This window comes from Streptomyces purpurascens (assembly GCF_045040895.1).
GTDB lineage: Bacteria > Actinomycetota > Actinomycetes > Streptomycetales > Streptomycetaceae > Streptomyces > Streptomyces purpurascens.
Map to the genome: position 1 here is coordinate 2,744,472 of NZ_CP108341.1, position 19,442 is coordinate 2,763,913.

Annotated in this window: 19 protein-coding genes and 1 pseudogene; 9 read left to right on the plus strand and 11 right to left on the minus strand. The window is 72.7% G+C overall.

What is annotated here, in order from left to right; translation table 11 throughout:
- Positions 1–18: 18 nt before the first annotated feature.
- From OHU35_RS12500 to OHU35_RS12510, 3 genes and pseudogenes are all read right to left on the minus strand, one after another.
- A pseudogene (locus OHU35_RS12500) lies at positions 19–798 on the minus strand (DMT family transporter); the annotation flags it as partial.
- 19 nt (positions 799–817) lie between these two features.
- Positions 818–1,645, minus strand: coding sequence for an AraC family ligand binding domain-containing protein (locus OHU35_RS12505; RefSeq protein WP_405505319.1), 828 nt, complete (start codon positions 1,643–1,645; stop codon positions 818–820).
- Positions 1,646–1,668: 23 nt separating this feature from the next.
- Positions 1,669–2,247: a Uma2 family endonuclease gene (locus tag OHU35_RS12510; RefSeq protein WP_405505320.1), complete on the minus strand. Its 579-nt coding sequence runs from the start codon at positions 2,245–2,247 to the stop codon at positions 1,669–1,671.
- A gap of 162 nt (positions 2,248–2,409) precedes the next feature.
- Here OHU35_RS12510 and OHU35_RS12515 point away from each other — a divergent pair, with 162 nt between their 5' ends.
- The 4 genes from OHU35_RS12515 (at position 2,410) to OHU35_RS12530 (ending at position 5,382) form a co-directional block, all read left to right on the plus strand.
- The gene (locus OHU35_RS12515) at positions 2,410–3,165 is read left to right on the plus strand and encodes a MerR family transcriptional regulator (RefSeq protein ID WP_189724751.1); all 756 of its coding nucleotides are present in this window, start codon (positions 2,410–2,412) and stop codon (positions 3,163–3,165) included.
- A 67-nt stretch (positions 3,166–3,232) separates the two neighbouring features.
- Positions 3,233–3,811, plus strand: coding sequence for a hypothetical protein (locus OHU35_RS12520; protein ID WP_405505321.1), 579 nt, complete (start codon positions 3,233–3,235; stop codon positions 3,809–3,811).
- Positions 3,812–3,876: 65 nt separating this feature from the next.
- Positions 3,877–4,659, plus strand: coding sequence for a peroxide stress protein YaaA (gene yaaA, locus OHU35_RS12525; RefSeq protein WP_359896352.1), 783 nt, complete (start codon positions 3,877–3,879; stop codon positions 4,657–4,659).
- Positions 4,660–4,734: 75 nt separating this feature from the next.
- On the plus strand, positions 4,735–5,382 hold the full coding sequence (locus OHU35_RS12530; protein WP_405505322.1) for a bifunctional 4-hydroxy-2-oxoglutarate aldolase/2-dehydro-3-deoxy-phosphogluconate aldolase: 648 nt from the start codon (positions 4,735–4,737) through the stop codon (positions 5,380–5,382).
- On the opposite strand, the gene OHU35_RS12535 is transcribed toward OHU35_RS12530, so the two are convergent.
- Genes OHU35_RS12535 through OHU35_RS12545 form a run of 3 tightly spaced genes read right to left on the minus strand, consistent with a single transcriptional unit; the run spans position 5,357 to position 8,190 of the window.
- Positions 5,357–6,559: a bifunctional RNase H/acid phosphatase gene (locus OHU35_RS12535; RefSeq protein WP_405509213.1), complete on the minus strand. Its 1,203-nt coding sequence runs from the start codon at positions 6,557–6,559 to the stop codon at positions 5,357–5,359. The two genes, OHU35_RS12530 and OHU35_RS12535, sit on opposite strands and share 26 nt — an antisense overlap.
- Before the next feature lie 33 nt (positions 6,560–6,592).
- Positions 6,593–7,336, minus strand: coding sequence for a zinc ribbon domain-containing protein (locus OHU35_RS12540; protein WP_189725048.1), 744 nt, complete (start codon positions 7,334–7,336; stop codon positions 6,593–6,595).
- Positions 7,333–8,190, minus strand: coding sequence for a Nif3-like dinuclear metal center hexameric protein (locus tag OHU35_RS12545; RefSeq protein ID WP_405505323.1), 858 nt, complete (start codon positions 8,188–8,190; stop codon positions 7,333–7,335). Before OHU35_RS12545 ends, OHU35_RS12540 begins: the two co-directional genes overlap by 4 nt.
- Positions 8,191–8,466: 276 nt before the next feature.
- On the opposite strand from OHU35_RS12545, the gene OHU35_RS12550 reads away from it, so the two are divergent.
- Together OHU35_RS12550 and OHU35_RS12555 are read left to right on the plus strand one after the other, a co-directional pair.
- The gene (locus OHU35_RS12550) at positions 8,467–9,720 is read left to right on the plus strand and encodes a hypothetical protein (RefSeq protein ID WP_405505324.1); all 1,254 of its coding nucleotides are present in this window, start codon (positions 8,467–8,469) and stop codon (positions 9,718–9,720) included.
- A 96-nt stretch (positions 9,721–9,816) separates the two neighbouring features.
- Positions 9,817–9,984, plus strand: a complete 168-nt coding sequence (locus OHU35_RS12555) for a hypothetical protein (protein WP_359896348.1) — start codon at positions 9,817–9,819, stop codon at positions 9,982–9,984.
- Positions 9,985–10,052: 68 nt separating this feature from the next.
- Here OHU35_RS12555 and OHU35_RS12560 read toward each other — a convergent pair whose 3' ends face one another.
- The 3 genes from OHU35_RS12560 to OHU35_RS12570 are packed head-to-tail and all read right to left on the minus strand — an operon-like array spanning position 10,053 to position 12,971.
- Entirely contained in the window at positions 10,053–10,994 is a 942-nt protein-coding gene (locus OHU35_RS12560; protein WP_405505325.1) for a 3-oxoacyl-ACP reductase, read from the minus strand.
- 11 nt (positions 10,995–11,005) lie between these two features.
- Positions 11,006–12,082, minus strand: a complete 1,077-nt coding sequence (locus OHU35_RS12565; RefSeq protein ID WP_405505326.1) for a Zn-dependent alcohol dehydrogenase — start codon at positions 12,080–12,082, stop codon at positions 11,006–11,008.
- A gap of 31 nt (positions 12,083–12,113) precedes the next feature.
- Positions 12,114–12,971 carry a MaoC/PaaZ C-terminal domain-containing protein gene (locus tag OHU35_RS12570; RefSeq protein WP_405505327.1) on the minus strand — a complete coding sequence of 286 codons (858 nt, stop codon included), beginning with the start codon at positions 12,969–12,971 and terminating at the stop codon, positions 12,114–12,116.
- A 354-nt stretch (positions 12,972–13,325) separates the two neighbouring features.
- Here OHU35_RS12570 and OHU35_RS12575 point away from each other — a divergent pair, with 354 nt between their 5' ends.
- From OHU35_RS12575 to OHU35_RS12585, 3 genes are all read left to right on the plus strand, one after another.
- Positions 13,326–14,642, plus strand: coding sequence for a sensor histidine kinase (locus OHU35_RS12575; protein WP_405505328.1), 1,317 nt, complete (start codon positions 13,326–13,328; stop codon positions 14,640–14,642).
- Between the two features lie 338 nt (positions 14,643–14,980).
- Positions 14,981–16,204, plus strand: a complete 1,224-nt coding sequence (locus OHU35_RS12580; protein WP_189724762.1) for a hypothetical protein — start codon at positions 14,981–14,983, stop codon at positions 16,202–16,204.
- On the plus strand, positions 16,201–16,818 hold the full coding sequence (locus OHU35_RS12585) for a response regulator transcription factor (protein WP_189724763.1): 618 nt from the start codon (positions 16,201–16,203) through the stop codon (positions 16,816–16,818). The genes OHU35_RS12580 and OHU35_RS12585 overlap by 4 nt, the downstream gene beginning before the upstream one ends.
- On the opposite strand, the gene OHU35_RS12590 is transcribed toward OHU35_RS12585, so the two are convergent.
- Together OHU35_RS12590 and OHU35_RS12595 are read right to left on the minus strand one after the other, a co-directional pair.
- The gene (locus OHU35_RS12590; protein ID WP_189724764.1) at positions 16,734–17,567 is read right to left on the minus strand and encodes a class I SAM-dependent methyltransferase; all 834 of its coding nucleotides are present in this window, start codon (positions 17,565–17,567) and stop codon (positions 16,734–16,736) included. The two genes, OHU35_RS12585 and OHU35_RS12590, sit on opposite strands and share 85 nt — an antisense overlap.
- A 243-nt stretch (positions 17,568–17,810) precedes the next feature.
- Entirely contained in the window at positions 17,811–19,238 is a 1,428-nt protein-coding gene (locus OHU35_RS12595; protein ID WP_189724765.1) for an MFS transporter, read from the minus strand.
- Between the last annotated feature and the right edge of the window lie 204 nt (positions 19,239–19,442).

Consider the following 19,442-nt stretch of genomic DNA (forward strand, 5'->3'; position numbering starts at 1 on the left):
GATGGACGCCGTCAGCTGCTCGTCCAGGAAGATCGCGCCCGCCGCCACCGCGACCGCCGGATTGACGTAGGTGAAGACCGTCGCCCTGGTCGGGCCCGCCTCCTTGATCAGCTCCAGGAAGGCCACGAAGGCGATCGCCGTGCAGACGACGCCCAGGGCCGCCAGCGCGGCCAAGACCGAGGGGGAGGGCATGGCCGACGGCCAGGTCATCGCCGCCGCCGGGGCATAGACCAGCGCCGCCAGGGCCAGGCAGGGGGCGATGAGCTGGAGGGTCGGGACGTTCTTCAGATGGCGGGCCGCTATCAGGGGCGCCGTCGCGTAGCCCACCACCGTCACCAGTACCTCGGCCAGCGACTTCGCGTCGCCGCCCGTCAGGTGCGGGACCGTGAGGACCCCTACCCCGGCCAGGCCCAGGCCGAGTCCGGTCATCCGCCTCACACCCAGCCTCTCCGTCTCGCCGAAGAAGCGGGCCAGGGCCACGCCCACGATTGGGACGCCGGCGATCAGCAGGCCCGCCGTAGAGCTGGAGAGGTGGCGTTCCGCATCGGTCAGGGTCCACCAAGGGCCGATGATCTCGATGCACGCGAAGGCCAGCATCGGGCGCCAGTGGGTCCGCACGATGCCGGGCAGGCCGCCCTGGCGTATCGCGAAGGGGAGCAGGAGTACGGCGCCCAGCGCGCAGCGCGTGAACACCACCATGGACGGGGACACGGCGTCCACCGCCACCTTGATCATCAGGTAGGGGACGCCCCAGATCACTCCCATCAGGGAGAACAGGAACCAGCCGCGTGCAGTCATGCGGCGAGTCTCGGCCGCCTCACCCCGCCGTGTCTTGAACGCTGTTGCGGTATGCCGCCGGGGTCACCCCCAGGACCCTGCGGAACCAGCGGGTGAGGTGCGCCTGGTCGGCGAAGCCGACGAGTCCGGCGACCTCGGCGGGGCGCAGGCCGGACTCCAGGAGTCCACGGGCCCTGGCGACCCGGTGCTGGGCGAGCCAGGCGTACGGCGGTACGCCCATGGTCGTGCGGAAGGCGCGCAGGAGCTGATAGCGGGAGAGGCCGAGGTCGGTGGCGAGGGCGGCCAGGGAGGGAGGGTCCAGCAGTTCGTCGGCGAGGCGGTCGCGTACGGACCTGGCGATGTGGTCGGCGCCGGGCACCGTGTCGCTCGCCGCCCGGAACGTGGAGTGGCGGCGGGCCAGTGCCGTGAGCAGCCAGGGCAGCCGGGACTCGGCCTCCAGGGGGTCGGGGCAGGCGCTGATGTCGGTGTGGGCGGCGCGCAGGGCCATCGCCAGTTCCGGGTCGTGGAGGACGGGGTCGCGGAAGTGCGGGAGACCGCCGAGGGTGCCGTCGGTGAGGAGAGCCGGTTCGGCGTAGAGGGCCTGGTAGGCGTAGCCGTCGCAGGCGGCCGGGCCACCAGTGTGCATCTCGCCGGGCTCCAGGACGACGATCGAGCCGGGGTAGGAGTGGATGTGACCACCCCGGTACGCGATGACCTCCGAGCCGCCGACCGTGACGCCGATGGTGAATTCGTCGTGGGCGTGGGGCGCGTAGACGTGGCTGTCGAAGTGGGCGGTGAGGAGGTCGAGGGGCGGGCCGGCACGGCCCAGGCGTGCCCTGGTCCAGCTGGTCTGTTCGCGCATCCCCATATCGCCCCCCCGCCCACAGGGGATCAGAGGAGGTCGGCCGTGTCCAGGTCGAAGGCGAACGGTTCCGGAAGAGCGATGGGCTTGCCGAAGGGGCGGGCGCAGTGCTCGCGGTAGTCGTCGTCCTTCGGCTCGCTGAATACCGTGACTTGGGCCGTGTCCCGGTCCACGAGCAGATAGAGCGGGATGCCCGCGCGGGCATAGCAGCGGCGTTTGGCCTCGCGGTCGGCCTGCGGCTTGGTGGAGGTCACCTCCATCACCATGGCGACGCCGTCGCAGGGCATCCAGGAGTCGGCCCCCCGGTACAGGCGCAGTTCCATGGGAGCGAACGTGCCGTCGGGGACCAAGTGGTTCTTCGGGCAGCCGCCTCCGCTGCGCAGTTTCAACCCCTTGTTGCCCGAGAACTGCATGTCAGTCCGGGAGCGTCTGATCACCTGGTTCACGATCAGTCCGATGTAGTCCTCGTGATCCCCGTCCGGCGGCGGCGTCACAACGATCTCCCCCTCGATCAACTCCGCCCGGAAACCCTCCGGGGTGTCCAGGGCGAGGAAGCCCTCCAGCAGAACCCCTTCCTGCGAGAGCGGCTCATGGGCCATGGCAGTCATGTCACGCCCCTCCTTCTGTCGCCCGTCAGACTGGGACATCGGAAGATCACCTGTCCGGTAGATCGGGAATCGCCCCTCGATCGTGGCACATGAGCGACGCCGCCGTCAGGCGGCAAGCCGGTCGCTTGACCTTGCCGCAACGTCAACGTCTTCACTGGTCCCATGCGGATCGGAGAACTCGCCGTCGCCGTGGGAGTCACCACGCGGGCTGTGCGGCACTATCACCAGCTGGGCCTGCTGCCCGAACCGGAGCGGCGGGCGAACGGGTATCGGGAGTACGGCCTGCGGCACGCTGTCGTGCTGGCGCGGATCCGGCGGCTTACCGAGCTGGGGCTCGGGCTCGCCGAGGTGCGGGATGTGCTGGCGGACGAGGCCGGGAAGGACCTGGTCGAGGTGCTGACCGAGCTGGACGAGGATCTGGCGCGGCAGGAGGAGGCCATCCGGGAGCGGCGGGGGCGGTTGCGGATCCTGCTGGAGGCGGAGGGTGGGTTGCCGGTTGAAGGGCCGGTGTCGCCCGAGCTGGCCGCGCTGTTCGCCGGGTCGGCGCAGCTGTCGGACTCGCCCATGGCCGCCAAGGACCGCGAGATCATGGCCTTCTTGGAGACGGCCATGCCGGACGAGGCACGGGAGCAGCTCGTGTCGTCGTTGGGTGAGGCCCTGGGGAATCCCGAGGCCGTGGCGCAGGCCAACGAGACGTACGCGCTGCTCGACGCGCTCGCCGAGGCGGAGCCGGACGATCCGCGCGTCGCCGAGGCCGCCCGGGCCCTGGCCGACTGCATTCCCCCGGGGCTGTTCCCGGAGGTCGGGGATCTCGACCACGACGACAGTGTCCTGCGCGCCTTCTACGCCGACCTGGCCCCGGCCCAGGCGGAGGCGATCCGCCGGACGCTGCGGCTTCTCACCGAGGAGCGACGATGAGCATCCCGTGGCTGCTGGTCCGGCCCGAGGTGTGGGCGCTGGCGCGTCTCGCCACCGAGGAGCGGCGATGAGGATCGCGCAGCTGCTCATCCGGCACGAGGTGCGTGTGCTCGTGAGTCTCGCGCTGTGGGTGGCGCGGCGTACGCACGGGGCCAGGGGTGGTCAGGCGTTCGGGTACGCGCGCGGGCAGGGCGCGATGATGTTCGGGTTCGCGTTCGTGTGTGTCGTCGAGACCGTGGCGATGTCCGTGCTGCTGCGGGACTGGCCGGCCGTGCACGCCGTCTTCCTCTTCCTGGACGTGTACAGCGTCGTCTTCGTCGTCGGGCTGCACGCCTCGTCCGTCGTACGTCCGCACGTACTGGATCCGGTCGGTGGTGAGCTGCGGATCCGGCGGTACGTCCATGTCGATCTGCGGGTGCCGCTGGAGCGGATCGCCTCGGTGCGACGCGAGCTGCGGATGACGCACGAGCCGGCTGACGGGGAGCTCAATGTCGAGGTGGGGTCCCAGACGACCGTCACGATCGAACTGACCGAACCCGTCACTCATTTCACCTTCTTCGGGCGTCGGCGGGCGGTCCGTGTCGTCCGTTTTCACGCCGACGACGCCGACGACCTCGTCCGCGCCCTCGGCCGGGCGCGAGTCTGAGGTCGAGTCTGAGGTCGGTGCAGGTCCCCGTACGCTGTCGGCGGAGTTCGATCGAAGGAGTACGCGTGCTTGTCCTGCTGCCGCCGTCCGAAGGCAAGGCCTCCTCCGGCCGCGGTGCCCCGCTGAAGCCGGAGTCCCTGTCGCTGCCGGGGCTGACCGCCGCCCGGGAGGCCGTCCTCACCGAGCTGGTCGAGCTGTGCGCCGCCGACGAGGACAAGGCGCGCGAGGTGCTCGGGCTCAGCGAGGGGCTGCGGGGCGAGGTCGCGAAGAACGCGGAGCTGCGGACGGCGGGAGCGCGGCCGGCCGGGGAGATCTACACCGGCGTGCTCTACGACGCCCTCGGCCTGGCGACCCTGGACACCTCCGCCAAGCGGCGCGCGGCGCGCTCGCTGCTCGTGTTCTCCGGGTTGTGGGGTGCCGTGCGGGTGACGGACCGGATTCCGTCCTACCGGTGCTCGATGGGAGTGAAGCTGCCGGGGCTCGGGGCGCTGGGCGCGCACTGGCGTACGCCGATGACGTCGGTGCTTCCCGAGGCGGCCGGGGACGGGCTGGTGCTGGATCTGCGGTCCGCCGCGTACGCCGCCGCCTGGAAGCCGAAGGGCGAGGTCGCCGGGCGGACGGCGTCGGTACGGGTGCTGCACGCGCCGACGCGGAAGGTGGTCAGCCACTTCAACAAGGCGACCAAGGGGCGGATCGTGCGCGGCCTGCTGACCGCCGGGGCCGATCCGAAGGGCCCGGCCGAGCTGGTCACGGCCTTGCGGGATCTCGGGTACGTCGTGGAGGCCGAGGCGCCGGCCAAGGCGGGGCAGGCGTGGGCGCTGGACGTGCTGGTGGACGAGGTGCACTGACCCAGCCGACAGCGCCTGTTGCAGCATGCGCAATGGGCTTTGCGCATGCTGCTGGGTCGGCGGCAGGATACCGCCATGGCCTCTCCCCTGCCCGCCTCCGTGCTGGACCTCGCGCCCGTCATCCCTGTCGTCGTCATCGAGGACGCGAGCGACGCCGTACCGCTGGCGCGGGCGCTGGTGGCCGGCGGGCTGCCCGCGATCGAGGTGACGCTGCGGACGCCCGCGGCGCTGGAGGCGATCCGGGAGATCGCGGGGCAGGTGCCGGGGGCGCTGATCGGTGCCGGGACGGTGATCAGCCCCGGGCAGGTCAAGGAGTCGGTGGCCGCCGGTGCCCGCTTCCTGGTCAGCCCTGGCTGGACGGGCCTGCTGCTGGACGCGATGCAGGCGTCCGGGGTGCCGTTCCTGCCGGGGGTGTCGACCACGTCGGAGGTCGTGGCGCTGCTGGAGCGCGAGGTGCGGGAGATGAAGTTCTTCCCGGCCGAGGCCGCGGGCGGTACGGCGTATCTCAAGTCGCTCGCCGGGCCGCTGCCGCAGGCCCGCTTCTGCCCGACGGGCGGGATCGGTCCGGCCTCCGCGCCGGACTATCTGGCGCTGCCCAACGTCGGGTGCGTGGGCGGGAGTTGGATGCTCCCGCAGGACGCGGTGGCGGCCCGCGACTGGGGCCGTGTCGAGGCGCTGGCCCGTGAGGCGGCGGGGCTCAGCGCAGGTGGGACGTGTCGTTGAGGAGGCGGACGCTGGCGTTGCCGTCCGCGTAGTACGCCACGACCGACAGGGACGCGGCCGAGAGTTCCATGCGGAACAGGGACTCCGGCGGGGCACCGAGGGCGAGCCGGACGAGGGTCTTGATCGGGGTCACGTGCGTGACGAGCAGGACCGTGCGGCCCGCGTACGCCGCGACCAGCTTGTCGCGGGTGGCGGCGAGCCGGGCGCCCGTCGCCGCGAAGCTCTCTCCACCGCCGGTGGGTTCGACGTCCGGGGAGGCCAGCCAGGCGTTCAGGTCGTCGGGGTGGCGCTCGCGCACCTCGGCGAAGGTGAGTCCCTCCCAGGCACCGAAGTCGGTCTCGCGCAGCCCGTCCTCGATGCTCACGTCCAGCCCGAGCCGGTCGGCGACGATCCCGGCGGTCTCGCGGGTGCGGGCGAGGGGCGATGACACGATCGCCTGGATCGTGCCGCGCCGGGCCAGCATCGCGGCGGCCCGCTCGGCCTGGTCCCGCCCGGCGTCGGAGAGGGAGGGGTCGGTGCCGCCGCTGCCGGAGAACCGCTTCTGGGGTGTCAGCGGGGTCTCGCCGTGGCGGAGCAGTACGAAGGTGGCGGGGGCGCCCATGTCGGCGGGGGCCCAGCCGGGGGAGGCGACGGCCTTGGCGGCACGAGTGTCGGCGTCCCCGTGGGCGGACCCGGTGGCGTCCCCGTGGGCGGACCCGGTGGCTTCAGGAGTCCCGGAAGGGGCTGCGTCCAGCTCCGCCGTCGACGTCGACTCCGACCACTGCTCTCCCCTGGCCCCCGCGTCCATCGCCTCGTTGGCCAGCCGGTCCGCGTGCTTGTTCTGTTCCCTCGGCATCCACTCGTAGGTGACCCGCCCCGGCGGGAACACCCGTGCCGCCTGAGCCGCCAGGGGCTTCATGTCGGGGTGCTTGATCTTCCAGCGGCCCGACATCTGCTCGATGACGAGCTTGGAGTCCATCCGGACGTGGACCGTCGCGGCCGGGTCCAGTTCATGGGCGGCACGCAGGCCGGCGAGGAGGCCCCGGTACTCGGCGACGTTGTTCGTGGCGACGCCGATGTACTCGGCCACCTCCCGCAGGGTCTCCCCCGTCGCCGCGTCGCTCACCACGGCCCCGTAGCCCGCGGGCCCCGGGTTGCCCCGCGACCCGCCGTCGGCCTCGACGATGAACTCCCGCACGGCCACCGCCCCTGTCACCTCTTACAGACCCGACTACAGACCCGACTCGGACGTGCGCACCAGGATGCGCCGGCAGTTCTCGCAGCGGATCACCGTGTCGGGCGCCGCCTTGCGGATCTCGGCCAGCTCCGTGAGGGCCAGCTCCTGCCGGCAGCCCTGGCAGCTGCGCGCGTACAGCTTCGCCGCGCCGACGCCGCCCTGCTGCTCGCGCAGCTTGTCGTAGAGCTTGAGCAGATCGGCGGGCACCGAAGCGGCGACGACCTCGCGCTCCTTGGCCGCCGTGGCGGCCTCGCCGTCGAGCTGCTCGAAGGCCGCGTCCCGGCGCGCGGTCGCGTCGTCGATCTTCGACTGGACGGAGGAGACCCGCTCGGTCAGCTCGGCCGTCCGCTCCTGCGCGGACTCCCGGCGCTCCATGACCTCCAGCACGACGTCCTCCAGATCGCCCTGCCGCTTGGCGAGGGAGGCGATCTCGCGCTGGAGGTTCTCCAGGTCCTTGGGGGACGTGACGGCGCCGGAGTCCAGGCGCTGCTGGTCGCGGGTGGCGCGCTGGCGCACCTGGTCCACGTCCTGCTCGGCCTTGGTCTGCTCGCGGGCGGTGTCGCTCTCCTCGGTCTGCGCGGCCACGAGCAGGTCGCGCAGCTGGATGTGGTCCTTGGCGAGCGACTCGATCTCGGCGTGCTCGGGCAGCGACTTCCGCTTGTGCGCGAGCTGCTGGAGGCGGACGTCGAGGTCCTGGACGTCGAGGAGTCGGATCTGGTCGGCGGGCTCGGCGTTCAGTTCGGGGCTCCCAGGGGGTCAGAAGTGGTGGCGGCCGCGTGCGCGGTCCAGGGGTCGGTGACCGTCTTCGAGACGTGGACGCGCAGGTCCCATCCGTGCCGGTCGGAGATCTCGTCGAGCTGGCTCGCGGCCAGCTCGCACCAGGGCCATTCGGTGGCCCAGTGCGCCGCGTCGAGCAGCGCGAGAGGGCTGTGGGCGGCGATGGCCTCGGACACCGGGTGGTGGCGCAGGTCCGCCGTGAGGAAGGCGTCGACACCCGCCGCGTGTACGTGGTCGAAGAGGCTGTCGCCGGAGCCGCCGCTGACGGCGACCGTGCGCAGCAGCGCCTCGGGGTCGCCGGCGACCCGGATGCCCTGCGCGGTGGCGGGCAGCCGCTCGGCGGCGCGGGCGGCGAACTCGCGGACGGTCAGCGGGTGGTCCAGCGCGCAGACGCGGCCCAGTCCCCGGCGGCCCTCGGGGTCGGTGGGGTCCGGGACGAGCGGTCCGGTGACGCGCAGGTCCAGAGCGCCCGCGAGGGCGTCGGAGACGCCCGGGTCGGCGGTGTCGGCGTTGGTGTGGGCGACGTGCAGCGCGATGTCGTTCTTGATGAGGGTGTGGACGACACGGCCCTTGAAGTGGGTGGCCGCGACGGTCGTCGTGCCGCGCAGATAGAGCGGGTGGTGGGTGACGAGCAGGTCGGCGCCCAGCTTCACCGCCTCGTCGACGATCTCCTGGACCGGGTCGACGGCGAACAGGACCCGGCTGACCTCCTGGTCCGGGTCGCCCACGACGGTGCCGACCGCGTCCCAGGACTCGGCCCGCTCGGCGGGCCACAGGTTCTCGAGCGCGGCGATGACTTCAGACAGACGGGGCACGACAGCAAGGCTACCCGCCTGATCTGTGGCGTTGCACCGCCACCGTCACCGCCACCTTCACCGCCCCCGGCACCGCCACCTTCACCGCCCCCGCCCCCGCCACCGCCACCGCCACCGCCACCGCCCCCGTCGGCCACCTGTCGCCCCGCCGAGCACAAATGCACCCTTTCCCTCAGGCGAATCGTTCCTGGAACACCCTTATGCGTGAAGCTGCAGCGTGCGGACTCCCCGCCTGTGCGTGCGAAAACTACGTTCGTCACTGGAGGTGACCGAACGATGACTGCCTGTGCGATCGAGCCTTCGGCGGGACACGAGGACGGGGACGGGGCGGAGCCGGCGCGCTGCGCGCTCTCCGCGGACGGTGCCTACGCCGCACGCCTGGCGTCGGCCGGCGACTCCTGGTTCCCGGAGCGCTGGACCCTGGACGGCCCCGAGCCGTACGCGGTGCCGCTGCCCCGCAACCAGCCGGAGGAGCCGGACACCGAGGTGCAGCCGATGGCCGACGGGCGGGTCCTCATCCACCGTCGGGTGGCCGGGCGGCACGCCTTCTCGCTGCTGTACCCGACCGGGCCCGGCACCGGCGAGGTGCCCCTGGGCGCGGTGGAGTGCCCGGACGTGGCCGCCCGGCTGCGGCTGCTGCCGCCCGCCCCCGGCGGCGAGCGGGCGTATGCCCTGGCGGTGGGCCGGCGCTCGACGACGGTGTGGCTGGTGGCGGGCGGCCCCTTCGGGCCCGAGCAACTGGCCGAGCTGCCGGGCCGCTGCTCGGGCGGGGTCTGGCTGGACCCTGCGGGGCGGCTGCTGGCCCTGGACCGGGAGACCGGCGGGCGCACCAAGGCCGTCGTGGTGGATCTGGAGCGCGGCGGCGAGGTGTCGCCGCTCTTGCAGATCGCCGCCGACAGCGACGACCGGCTGCTGCTCGCCGATCACGACAGCGGACTGCTGATCGTCCGCTCGGACGCGCCGTCGCCGGGCCAGGACCGGCTGGGCTGGGGTGTCCTGGGCAGCACCCTGCCGGTGCGCTTCCCGGAGTGCCTGCGGCTGCGGGACTGCGCGGTCACGCCGTTCGCGATCCAGCCGGGGCAGGTGCTGACCCCGGAGAGCTGTGCGGTGGCGCTGCGCGTGGACGGGCCGGCGGGCAGCTGGGTCGCCGTGTGGCGGCCCGCCGAGCGGCGGGTGCACCATCTCCCGGCGCCCGAGGGGTGGTTGGCGGGCACCGGCCTGTGGACACCGGACGGGGTGCTGCGGCTGCCGTACGCGACGGAGGTCGTGCCGTGCGGCGTGGCGCAGGTGAGCCCGCCCGCGGCGGCGGTCCCGGAGCCCGGCACCGCGCCGCCGCCCGGTCCGCGGCCGGGCACGGATCCGGGGCAGGAGGCAGGGCGGGAGGCGGACGCGCGGACCGCCGGCCCGACGGCCGCACCGGGGCACCCCCCGGAACCGGAACGGGCGGCGGAACCGGCGCCCCCGACCCCCTCCGCCCCGCGTCCGGTGCCGCTGCAGCAAGCGCCGTTGGGACGGCTTGTAACGAACTAGTGCCGGTTGGCGTGGCCGCCTGGATCCCGGGTGCGGGGTGCCGGTTAGACTCACCCGGCTGTAAAAAGATCATGTTGACGGGGTGAATTCCATCCGATGAGCGACGCCAGCACGAACCAGCTGCACGCTGCCGACGTCCAGGAGACCTCCGCCGGCCACGGCCGGCACCGTGGTGAGGTCTCCGCGCACGACGGCGAGACGGCTCCGCGCGGCCGCCACCGCAAGCCGGTGGCGGAGACCGAGCAGACCGAGACGGCGGCCTGACGGAACGTCAGTGACCGGACAGCGAACGGCCCCACCCTCGTATGACGGGCGGGGCCGTTCGGCGTTCCTCAGCCGCGTTTCAGTCCCAGCACCTCGGCCGCCGCGAAGGTCTCCCCGGCCGGCCGGTCCGCGTAGTACGGCCCGAGGGCGGCCTCCAGTTCGTCGTACGTGAAGGTGTCCTGCTTGCTGTCGAACTTGGCGGCGACCCGCGGCCGTTCGACGACGGCGACCATCCCGCCGTGCACCACGAGGAGCTGCCCGTTCACTCGGGCGGCGGCGGGCGAGGCCAGATAGCCGACGAGCGGGGCGACATGCTCGGGGGCGAGCGGGTCGAGGCCGTTGCCGGAAGCGCGCTCGACGCCCGCGAAGACGTCCTCGGTCATCCGGGTGCGGGCGCGGGGGCAGATCGCGTTGGCCGTCACGCCGTACTTGCCGAGGGCGAGGGCGGTGGACGTGGTGAGGCCGACGATCCCGCCTTTGGCAGCCGCGTAGTTGGGCTGCCCGGCGGAACCGGCGAGGAACGCCTCCGAGGAGGTGTTCACGATCCGCCCGAACACCGGCTCCCCGGCCCGCTTGGACCGCTCCCGCCAGTGGGCGGCGGCGAACCGGGTGGTGTTGAAGTGCCCCTTGAGGTGCACACGGAGCACGGCGTCCCACTCCTCCTCTGCCATCGAGAACACCATGCGGTCGCGCAGGATGCCCGCGTTGTTGACGAGGATGTCGAGCTTGCCGAACGCGGCGACGGCCGACTCGACCAGTTCGCCCGCCTGCCGGAAGTCGGAGACGTCACCGGTGTGCGCGAGGGCGGCCCCGCCCGCCGCCCGGATCTCGGCGGCGACCTCCTCGGCGGGCCCCGCGGACGCCTCGCCGCTGCCGTCGCGGCCCGCCTGCCCGTAGTCGTTGACGACCACGGCGGCGCCGAGCCGGGCGAGTTCCAGCGCCTCGGCCCGGCCGAGCCCGCGGCCCGCGCCCGTGACGACGGCGGACAGTCCCTGGAGAGGCAGCGGCATGGTGGGCGTCCTCACATCTCGATGCACGTACGCAGGGCGGTCCCGGTCCGCATCTGGTCCAGGGCCTCGTTGACGTCGGCGAACGGGACCCGGTGGGTGATCAGGCCCGCCAGGTCGACCCGGCCCGCGCGCCACAGGGCGATGGTGCGTTCGTAGGAGCGCAGGACGTCTCCGCCGCCGTACATGGACGGCAGGACGCGCTTCTCGTCGAAGAACAGCTCGAACATGTTGAGCTGGAGGAAGTCGTCCATGGCGCCCGCGCCGACCACGACGAGGGTGCCGCCGCGCCGGGTGGTGTCGTACGCGGTCCGTGCCGTGGCCGATTTGCCGACGACCTCGAAGACGTAGTCGAAGCCCTCGCCGGCGGTGACCTGCTGTTTGGCGTCGGGCAGTTCGTCCGGGGAGACGGCCCTGGTGGCGCCGAACCTGAGCGCGCACTCGCGGCGTGAGGCGATGGGGTCGACGGCGACGATCTCGGCGGCGCCCCGCAGCCGGGAGCCCTGGATCACGGAGATGCCGACTCCCCCGCACCCGATGACCGCCACCGACGAACCGGCCTCCAGATCCGCCGTGTTGAGGGCGGCGCCCAGCCCGGTCGTCACACCGCAGCCGATGAGGGCGGCGATGTCGAAGGGCACGTCGTCGGGTATCGGCACCGCGCACCCGGCGTCGACGACGACCTCCTCGGTGAAGGTGCCGGTGCCGGCGAAACCGAAGACGTCTCCGCCGGGGCGCTTGAAGTTGGGCGTGCCGGCGTTCATGAACCCGGCGAGACACAGTTCGGTCTGCCCGCGCTTGCAGGCGGGACAGGCACCGCAGGCGGGCAGCCAGCACACGACGACCCGGTCACCGGCCTTCAAGTGGCCGACGCCCTCGCCGACTTCGAGGATCTCTCCCGCCCCCTCGTGCCCGGGCACGAACGGCGCGGGCTGCGGCAGCACCCCGCTCATCGCGGAGAGGTCCGAGTGGCACAGCCCCGTGGCGCGCACCCTGATCCGCACCTTGCCGGGTCCGAACCCCACCGCCTCGACGTCGTCGAGGACCTCCAGTTTGTCCTGGCCGATCTCGTGCAGTACGGCTGCGCGCATGGTGCGGCTCCCCTCGTACGGCGTTCTGGACTCAGGTGTGTTCGACGATGGTGTCGGCGAGGACGGGCGCGTCGTCCCGCTCCACGGCGCTGACGGCGACCCTGGTGGACTCCCGCGTCTGCCACATGCGGATCCGCAGCGTCTCCCCCGGGTACACGACCCCGGCGAACCGGGTGGTGTACGACCGCACCCGGGTCACGTCCCCGCCGAGCAGCGTGTCGACGACCGCCTTGAGCGTGATGCCGTAGGTGCACAGCCCGTGCAGGATGGGCCGTTCGAACCCGGCGACCTTGGCGAACTCGGGGTCGGCGTGCAGGGGGTTCCAGTCGCCGGAGAGGCGGTAGAGGAGTGCCTGGTCCTCGCGGACGTGCCGCTCGACGACCCGGTCCGGCTCACCGGCGGGCGGATCGAGCCGGGCGGAGGGACCGCGGTCGCCGCCCCAGCCGCCCTCGCCGCGGATGAAGATCTGGGCGTCGTTGGTCCACAACGGGCCGTCGGCGTCGCCGACCTCGGTACGCAGCACGAGGACGGCCGCCGTGCCCTTGTCGTACACGGCGGCGATGCGGTTGGTCGCGGTGGCGGTGCCCGTCGCCGGGAGGGGCCGGTGGAGGACGAGGCTCTGGCCGCCGTGCAGGACCCGGGCGAGGTCGACCTTGATGCCGGGCATGGACAGCCCGCTGGTCACCCCGGGCTTTCCGGCGCCCGCGACGGTGGCGAAGCTCGGCAGGACGTGCAGCCGGGACTCCAGGGTGTAGCGCAGTTCGTCGGGGTCGGTGGCGGGGGTGCCCGCGCCGATGCCGAGGTGGTAGAGCTGCACGTCCTTGTGGTCCCAGGTGATCTCGCCGGTCCGGGGTTCGGCGGCGAGCGCCTTGGCTGCGTCGATGGGCATGGGGCTCCTGATCGCCGTGGGAAAGACCTCGGCACGGCCGTCCGCACCGTCGGCCGCGCCGAGGCCGTCTGGGACCGGGCCGGAACGGACCGAATCCAACTGGAACGCGTTCCAGTCCCGCGCCCTCTGTATAGCCCAGGCCCCCACACTTGTGAAGCCTCCTGACGCCGTGTCAGATCCCGGCGATCCGGGAGGGTCCGGGAGGGTCCGGGAGGGCGGGCACCGGTGACATTTGTCCTGCCGGACTCCGTACAACCGCCTCTGCCGCCGGGGCCGGCGGATCCGTAGCGTCACTGCCATGGCCCCACGCGGACGCGGCGGGGCGAACCGATCGAAGGCGGGGGCAGCGGGGACATGTCCTGGACACGCGAGGTCAGGTGCCACGTCGTGGCGACCCGGTCGGCCGTCCGGCAGGCCAGGGAGCACCAGCGGTACTACAAGGCCAACAGGGCGCGGCTCAAGGCAGAGTGGCGGGCCGCCCGGAAGTCGGGCGAGCTCCCCGAGAACCCCGGCCCGCCGCCCAGCGGTTTCACGCTGCTGCCGTGGCTGCTGCTGGGGATGGGCGCGTTCTCCAATCTCTTCCAGGACCGGACGACGGACCCGTGGATCGGCGGGCTGGGCCTGCTGACCTTCAACTCGCTGTACATCTACGTGACGTTCCGCGCGTTCGACCGGGAGAAGCGCGAGGCTCTCTCCACCCGGGTGGCGCTCGCCGGGCTGGCGACCGTGACCTGCGCGCTCGCGGCCGGATACGGCGGCACCTGGCTGCTGTTCTTCCCCCTGCTCGGGCTGGCGACGGGCGCGGCCCTGCGGCTGTCGCACCTGCGGCCCGCCGGTACGGCCGTGGCGGTGCTGGCGGGTGCGGTGTCCTGCTTCCACGACGGCTGGGGCGGCCTCGACATCGCGTACGCCACGTGGATCTCGGCGATGGTGACGGCCGCGATCATCCGTCTCTCCGAGGCCGTACGGGAGCTGCGCGCCGCCCGCGAGGAGCTGGCCCGCCGGGCGGTCGAGAAGGAACGGCTCCGCTTCTCCCGTGACCTGCACGACCTGCTCGGGCACACGATGTCGGTGATCGTCGTGAAGTCGGAGGCGGCCCGCCGCCTGGCCGCCCGCGACCTCGACGCGGCGCTGGCCCAGATCACCGACATCGAGGCCGTGGGCCGCCAGGCCCTGACGGAGATCCGCGAGGCCGTCACCGGCTACCGGCAGGGCAGCCTCGGCACGGAACTCGACCGCGCGCACTCGGCCCTGACCGCGGCGGGCATCACCCTCACCGTGACCCGCACCGGCCCTCCGCTCGGGCCGCAGACCGAGGTGCTGCTGGGCTGGGTGATACGGGAGGCGGTCACGAACGTCGTACGGCACAGCGACGCGGACCGCTGCGAGGTCACGCTGGCGGGGGTCGGGGAGCGGGTGCGGGTGACTGTGGCGGATGACGGGGCGGGGGCGGTCGCGGTGGGCGGGGCGGTCGGCATGGGCGAGTTCTGTGCCACTGCCTCCGGTGAGCTCGGCGGCACAGGTCTGACCGGGCTGACGGAACGGCTGGCGGTGGCGGGCGGATCGCTGACGGCGGGGCCGGGGGCGAGGGGCGGATTCGCGGTGACGGCGGAACTCCCGCTCGATGTCGATACGGCGGATACGCGCCCGGCGGTGGTGGAACCGGCGTGACGGTTCGCGGTCCGGCCGCTGGCGGCCGGCGGCACAGCAGCGGGCGGCCGGCCACGTGCCGGCGGCCGCCGGCGGCACGCCCCGGCGGCTTGCGGTCCGCCCCCCCCCGGCTCGCCGGGCCCGAGCCCGGCGAGAAGCGGCCGACCGCCCGCCTCCGTGTCCGACGGCCGGCGGCCGGCGCCCAGCGGCTCGCGGGCCGCGCCCGGGGAGGAGTGGCCCACCGCCCTCCTCCGCCCTCAGGGGGCGGGACCTCTGCGCGGGGACGCCGCCGTGTACGTTGGCCGAGGGTCCGCGCCACACGTCCAGGGCGCCGGCAACGGCTGGGGGAAATGGAGCACATGGCACGCGTCGCCGTCATCACCGCGCCGAACATCGGGTACCGCAACACCGGCATGCTGACCGTCGACTTGGCGTTCGAGTCCCTGCGGCGGCGGATGGCGACCGAGGGCGACGAGGTCGATGCCACCTGGTTCACCCTGCACACGCCGGAGACCGTGCCGCTGCGCGCGTGCGCGCAGGGCACCGACTTCCCGTTCCGCTTCCTTCCGCTGGCCGAACACCTCGACACGCTCCGCGACCATGACGCGGTCGTCTTCTGGGGCGACTTCCTGCACACCCGGCACTATCTGGCGCAGGACGCGACGAACCGTCTGCTCGACTTCGGCATCGCCGCGGACCGTGACGCCGCCCGGAACCTGCTGAACCGGACCCTGCTGTTCGCGGACCAGCCCGACGAGCTCCTCGCGCGGACCCTCAGCTACGGCGGGACCATCCTGCACAACACGCAGTCCGACTACGAGGACAAGGAGTACGGCCCCCTGTTCTCACGCCTGGTGACGCGCGGCCGCCGCACCTGGGTGCGTGACCCGCTCTCCGCGGCGAAGATCGCGCACCTGCGCGGGGACCGTACGACCGACCACTTCGGTTCGGATGCGGCGCTGCTGTCCCGCCCGGGCGACCTCGACCACCTCCCGACCACGGACTGGTCCCGGTCGGTCCCGGACGGCGGTGCGATCGGCGTGTTCCTCGGCGCCCGTACGCCCGTCCCCGCGTGGCTGCCCGCCGCCTGCCAGGACCTGTCCGACCGCCTGGGCGCTCCGCTGGAGTGGCTGCCCTGGTTCGACCGGGACGTCCCCGCTCCGGTCGGCCACATCGCGGCCCGCCCGGGCGACCACACCATCGGCGACCTGGTGCGGGTCCTGCCCCGCTACCGGATGGTCATCACGGACACCTACCACCTGGCGGTCAACGCCTGGGGAGCCGGCACCCCGGCGGTGTGTGTCGGGGCGCCCGAGCCGACCCCCAAGACCCACGACGACTACCTGACGCTGAGCGATGTGAAGAAGCACGTCTTCCACATGGCGTACGACGCGACGGACTTCTATCTGTCCACCCAGGAAGGGCACGGGCAGGACGTCGACCGGATCGTGCGGCTCGTGGAGGGCGGCGGAGCCGACACCGTCGCGACCCGTATACGCGAGCACGCCGACCACTCGGCGAAGGCCTTCACCGAAACACTGACCTCGCTGCTCGGCTTGCCCCGCCCTACCCTGGGCGCGTGACCGACAGACCCATCCGCGTGCTGCTCGCGGAGGACCAGGGCATGATGCGCGGCGCGCTCGCGCTGCTGCTCGGCATGGAGGACGACATCGAGGTCGTCGCCCAGGTGGCGGCCGGTGACGCGATCCTGGACGCGGCGCTGGCCCACCGCCCCGATGTCGCCCTCCTCGACATCGAACTCCCGGGCAGGAGCGGCCTGGACGCCGCCGCCGATCTGCGTGCCCGGGTCCCGGACTGCCGGGTGCTGATCCTCACCACGTTCGGCCGGCCCGGCTATCTGCGCCGTGCGATGGAGGCGGGAGCCACCGGCTTCCTCGTGAAGGACGGCCCGGTGGAGGAACTGGCCGCCGCCATCCGCCGTGTCCTGGCCGGCGAGACCGTGGTGGACCCGGCCCTCGCCACCGCCGCGCTCAGCGCCGGTCCCAACCCGCTGACCAGCCGCGAGAGCGACACCCTCAAGGCCTCCGCGGACGGCGCGACCGTCGCCGACATCGCCGCCCGGCTCCATCTCTCGGAGTCCACCGTCCGCAACTACCTCTCCTCCGCCATCGGCAAGACGGGCACCCGCAACCGCATGGAGGCCCTGCGCGAGGCCCGCAGCCAGGGCTGGCTGTGAGCCCGCGCCCCCGCCTCGCTGAACAAGGCCGTCCACAGAAACCCCTCCCCGAAGCATCCCGACTCCTCCGGCTGGTCCCGCATCCGCCGCAGTTCGACCTCGGTGAGCCCCGAGAAGATCCCCCGCAACGACTCGGGCGTGTACGCGAGCCCGCCCCGCAGTCCGACCGCGTCCCGGTAGAAGTCCGCGTCGGACAGCTCCGACCCCATCCCCCCGGCACCGGCGGCGAAGCACGTGAGGCCGAACAGGCCTCCGGGGGCCAGGACGCTCTCCAGCAGTGCCAGATAGCTGATCCGCCGGTGCGGAGGCAGATGGTGGAAGCATCCGGAGTCGTAGACGAGGTCGTACGGCCCGGTGAGTTCCGTGCCGGCGAGGGCGAACGCGTCACCGCAGTGGAACCGCACGCCCTCGACTCCCGCCTCCCGGGCCCGCTCCCCGGCCCAGTCGACGGCTGCCGGAGCCAGGTCGACCGCGTCCACCTCGAAGCCCCGGGCCGCCAGATACAGCGCGTTGCGCCCCGTACCGCACCCGAGATCCAGCGCACGCCCTTCGCTGATCAGCCCCCGCTCCACCCAACTCACCAGATTCTCGTCCGGCTTCGCCACGAAGAACGGCACCGGCCGTGAGCGGTCGGCGTAGAACCCGTCCCACCAGTCGGCACCCCGGCCCGTCCACCGATCGGTCTCGGGTGCGAACAGCCCGTCGAGCAGGGCGAGTACGTCGTCGACGGTGCGCATGTTCCGGTCCATCCGGCCCCCTTCCGCATCCGCCAACCCTACGCCGGGATCCGACGAAACCCCAGGTCAGAGTGTGTTCTTGGGCATCGGCGAATCGCCGTCAGCGGCTCACCGTGCCACCGGGACGCCCTCCGCCGACGCACCACTTCACCCCCGGCCCGAAACACCGGCGGCACGCCGCCCAAGGGCCACGACGCCCCCACCCCGGCCAGCGCGACGCGCGCTGATTTCCGCCGTCGGCAGGGGTCGGCGGCCCTACCGCTCCCGCGGCATCCGCGGCAGCCAGACCCACATCAGCAGCACGCCCGCGACCAGCACCCCGGTCCCCACCCGGAACGCCAGCGCGTAGCCCTCCGTCAGGGCCGCCGGTGTCGCGCTGCCCGCTGTCCGGGCCGCCGCGAGGGTGGACAGGACGGCAAGGCCCAGTGAACCGCCCATCGTGCGGGAGGTGTTGACGAGGCCGGACACCAGGCCGGCCTCCCCGGGGGCCGCGCCGGAGGTGGCCAGGGAGGCGAGCGGTGTCGACGCGAGGCCCGCGCCGAGCATCATGAGGACGCCGGGGACGAGGATCGCCGTCGCGTAGGAGCCCTCGGCGGTCATCCGGGACTGCCAGGCGAAGCCGGCCACGGCGACCAGCGTGCCCAGCACCGCCACGGTGCGCGGGCCGGCCGCCCGCATCAGCCGGGGCGCGAGCTTGGAGCCGAGGACGACGGCCAGGGAGCTGGGGACCAGGGCCAGTCCGGCCTCCAGGGGCGTGTAGCCGAGGACGTTCTGCGCGTACAGGGTCATGAAGAACCACATGCAGAACATCGCGAAGCCGCACAGGAACATCGAGACGTTCGCCGACGCCACCGACCGCAGGCGCAGCAGCCCGAGCGGCATCAACGGGCTCGCGGTGCGGGCCTCGACCGCGAGGAACAGGGCGATCAGTGCGAGCCCGGCGAGCAGCGGCAGCAGCGTGGCCGCCGCCGTCCAGCCCTCCGCCTCCGTCTGGGAGATGCCGTAGGCGAGCGTGCCGAGCCCGGTCGTCACGAGCAGCGCGCCCGGCAGGTCGAGCCGTCGCCTGTCCCCGGCCCGGCCCTCGACGAGGAACCAGGCGGCAGCGCAGAGCAGCGCGGCCCCCACGGGCACGTTGATCAGCAGCACCCACCGCCAGGACAGCGTCTCCACCAGGAGCCCGCCGGCCAGACCGCCCGCCGCGCCGCCACCGCCTCCGACCGCCGTCCAGGTTCCTATGGCCCGGGCCCGGGCCGCGCCCTCCGGCACCGACGACGTGAGGATGGTCAGCGTCGAGGGCGCCAGCACCGCCGCGCCCAGCCCCTGCACGGCCCGTGCGACCAGCAACTGCCAGTCGTCCTGCGCCAGTCCGCCCGCCAGCGAGGCCAGGGTGAACACACCGAGCCCGACGAGGAACATCCGCTTGCGGCCGTAGAGGTCTCCGGCCCGCCCGCCGAGCAGCATGAACCCGGCGAAGGCGATGGTGTAGGCGTTCACCACCCACTGCAGGCCCTGCTCGCTCAGCCCGAGCCCGGTGCGCATCGAGGGCAGCGCCACGTTGACGACGGACACGTCCAGCACGACGAGAAACTGCCCGGCACACGTGAGCGCCACCACAAGCCAGGTGGGCGGCGCGGTACGGCGCGGCGTACGGGTCCTTTCGGCGGTTTCGAGCATGGGTGTCATGCTCTCAACCAATCCACGCTGCTGGCATCGGGATTTCGGCCTAGGGCCTGGCGGGGACGGACCTAGGCCCCTCCCCCCCCCATATCCCTCCCCCTCCCCCAAGAGAAGGTCAAGAATTCGTTAGAGTGCCAAAGCAACGGAATAGTTGCCTGCACATACAAGTTCAGAGACCACGTAACCCCGTAGCTCCCGCATACTCCCGGC

What these genes read in the sequence shown, in the direction of transcription:
- OHU35_RS12505 (WP_405505319.1), bottom strand. Translation starts at nt 1,645, where the DNA reads ATGGGGATGCGCGAACAGACCAGCTGGACCAGGGCACGCCTGGGCCGT.
- OHU35_RS12510 (WP_405505320.1), bottom strand. Translation starts at nt 2,247, where the DNA reads ATGACTGCCATGGCCCATGAGCCGCTCTCGCAGGAAGGGGTTCTGCTG.
- OHU35_RS12515 (WP_189724751.1), top strand. Translation starts at nt 2,410, where the DNA reads ATGCGGATCGGAGAACTCGCCGTCGCCGTGGGAGTCACCACGCGGGCT.
- OHU35_RS12520 (WP_405505321.1), top strand. Translation starts at nt 3,233, where the DNA reads ATGAGGATCGCGCAGCTGCTCATCCGGCACGAGGTGCGTGTGCTCGTG.
- OHU35_RS12530 (WP_405505322.1), top strand. Translation starts at nt 4,735, where the DNA reads ATGGCCTCTCCCCTGCCCGCCTCCGTGCTGGACCTCGCGCCCGTCATC.
- OHU35_RS12550 (WP_405505324.1), top strand. Translation starts at nt 8,467, where the DNA reads ATGACTGCCTGTGCGATCGAGCCTTCGGCGGGACACGAGGACGGGGAC.
- OHU35_RS12555 (WP_359896348.1), top strand. Translation starts at nt 9,817, where the DNA reads ATGAGCGACGCCAGCACGAACCAGCTGCACGCTGCCGACGTCCAGGAG.
- OHU35_RS12560 (WP_405505325.1), bottom strand. Translation starts at nt 10,994, where the DNA reads ATGCCGCTGCCTCTCCAGGGACTGTCCGCCGTCGTCACGGGCGCGGGC.
- OHU35_RS12565 (WP_405505326.1), bottom strand. Translation starts at nt 12,082, where the DNA reads ATGCGCGCAGCCGTACTGCACGAGATCGGCCAGGACAAACTGGAGGTC.
- OHU35_RS12570 (WP_405505327.1), bottom strand. Translation starts at nt 12,971, where the DNA reads ATGCCCATCGACGCAGCCAAGGCGCTCGCCGCCGAACCCCGGACCGGC.
- OHU35_RS12575 (WP_405505328.1), top strand. Translation starts at nt 13,326, where the DNA reads ATGTCCTGGACACGCGAGGTCAGGTGCCACGTCGTGGCGACCCGGTCG.
- OHU35_RS12580 (WP_189724762.1), top strand. Translation starts at nt 14,981, where the DNA reads ATGGCACGCGTCGCCGTCATCACCGCGCCGAACATCGGGTACCGCAAC.
- OHU35_RS12590 (WP_189724764.1), bottom strand. Translation starts at nt 17,567, where the DNA reads ATGGACCGGAACATGCGCACCGTCGACGACGTACTCGCCCTGCTCGAC.
- OHU35_RS12595 (WP_189724765.1), bottom strand. Translation starts at nt 19,238, where the DNA reads ATGACACCCATGCTCGAAACCGCCGAAAGGACCCGTACGCCGCGCCGT.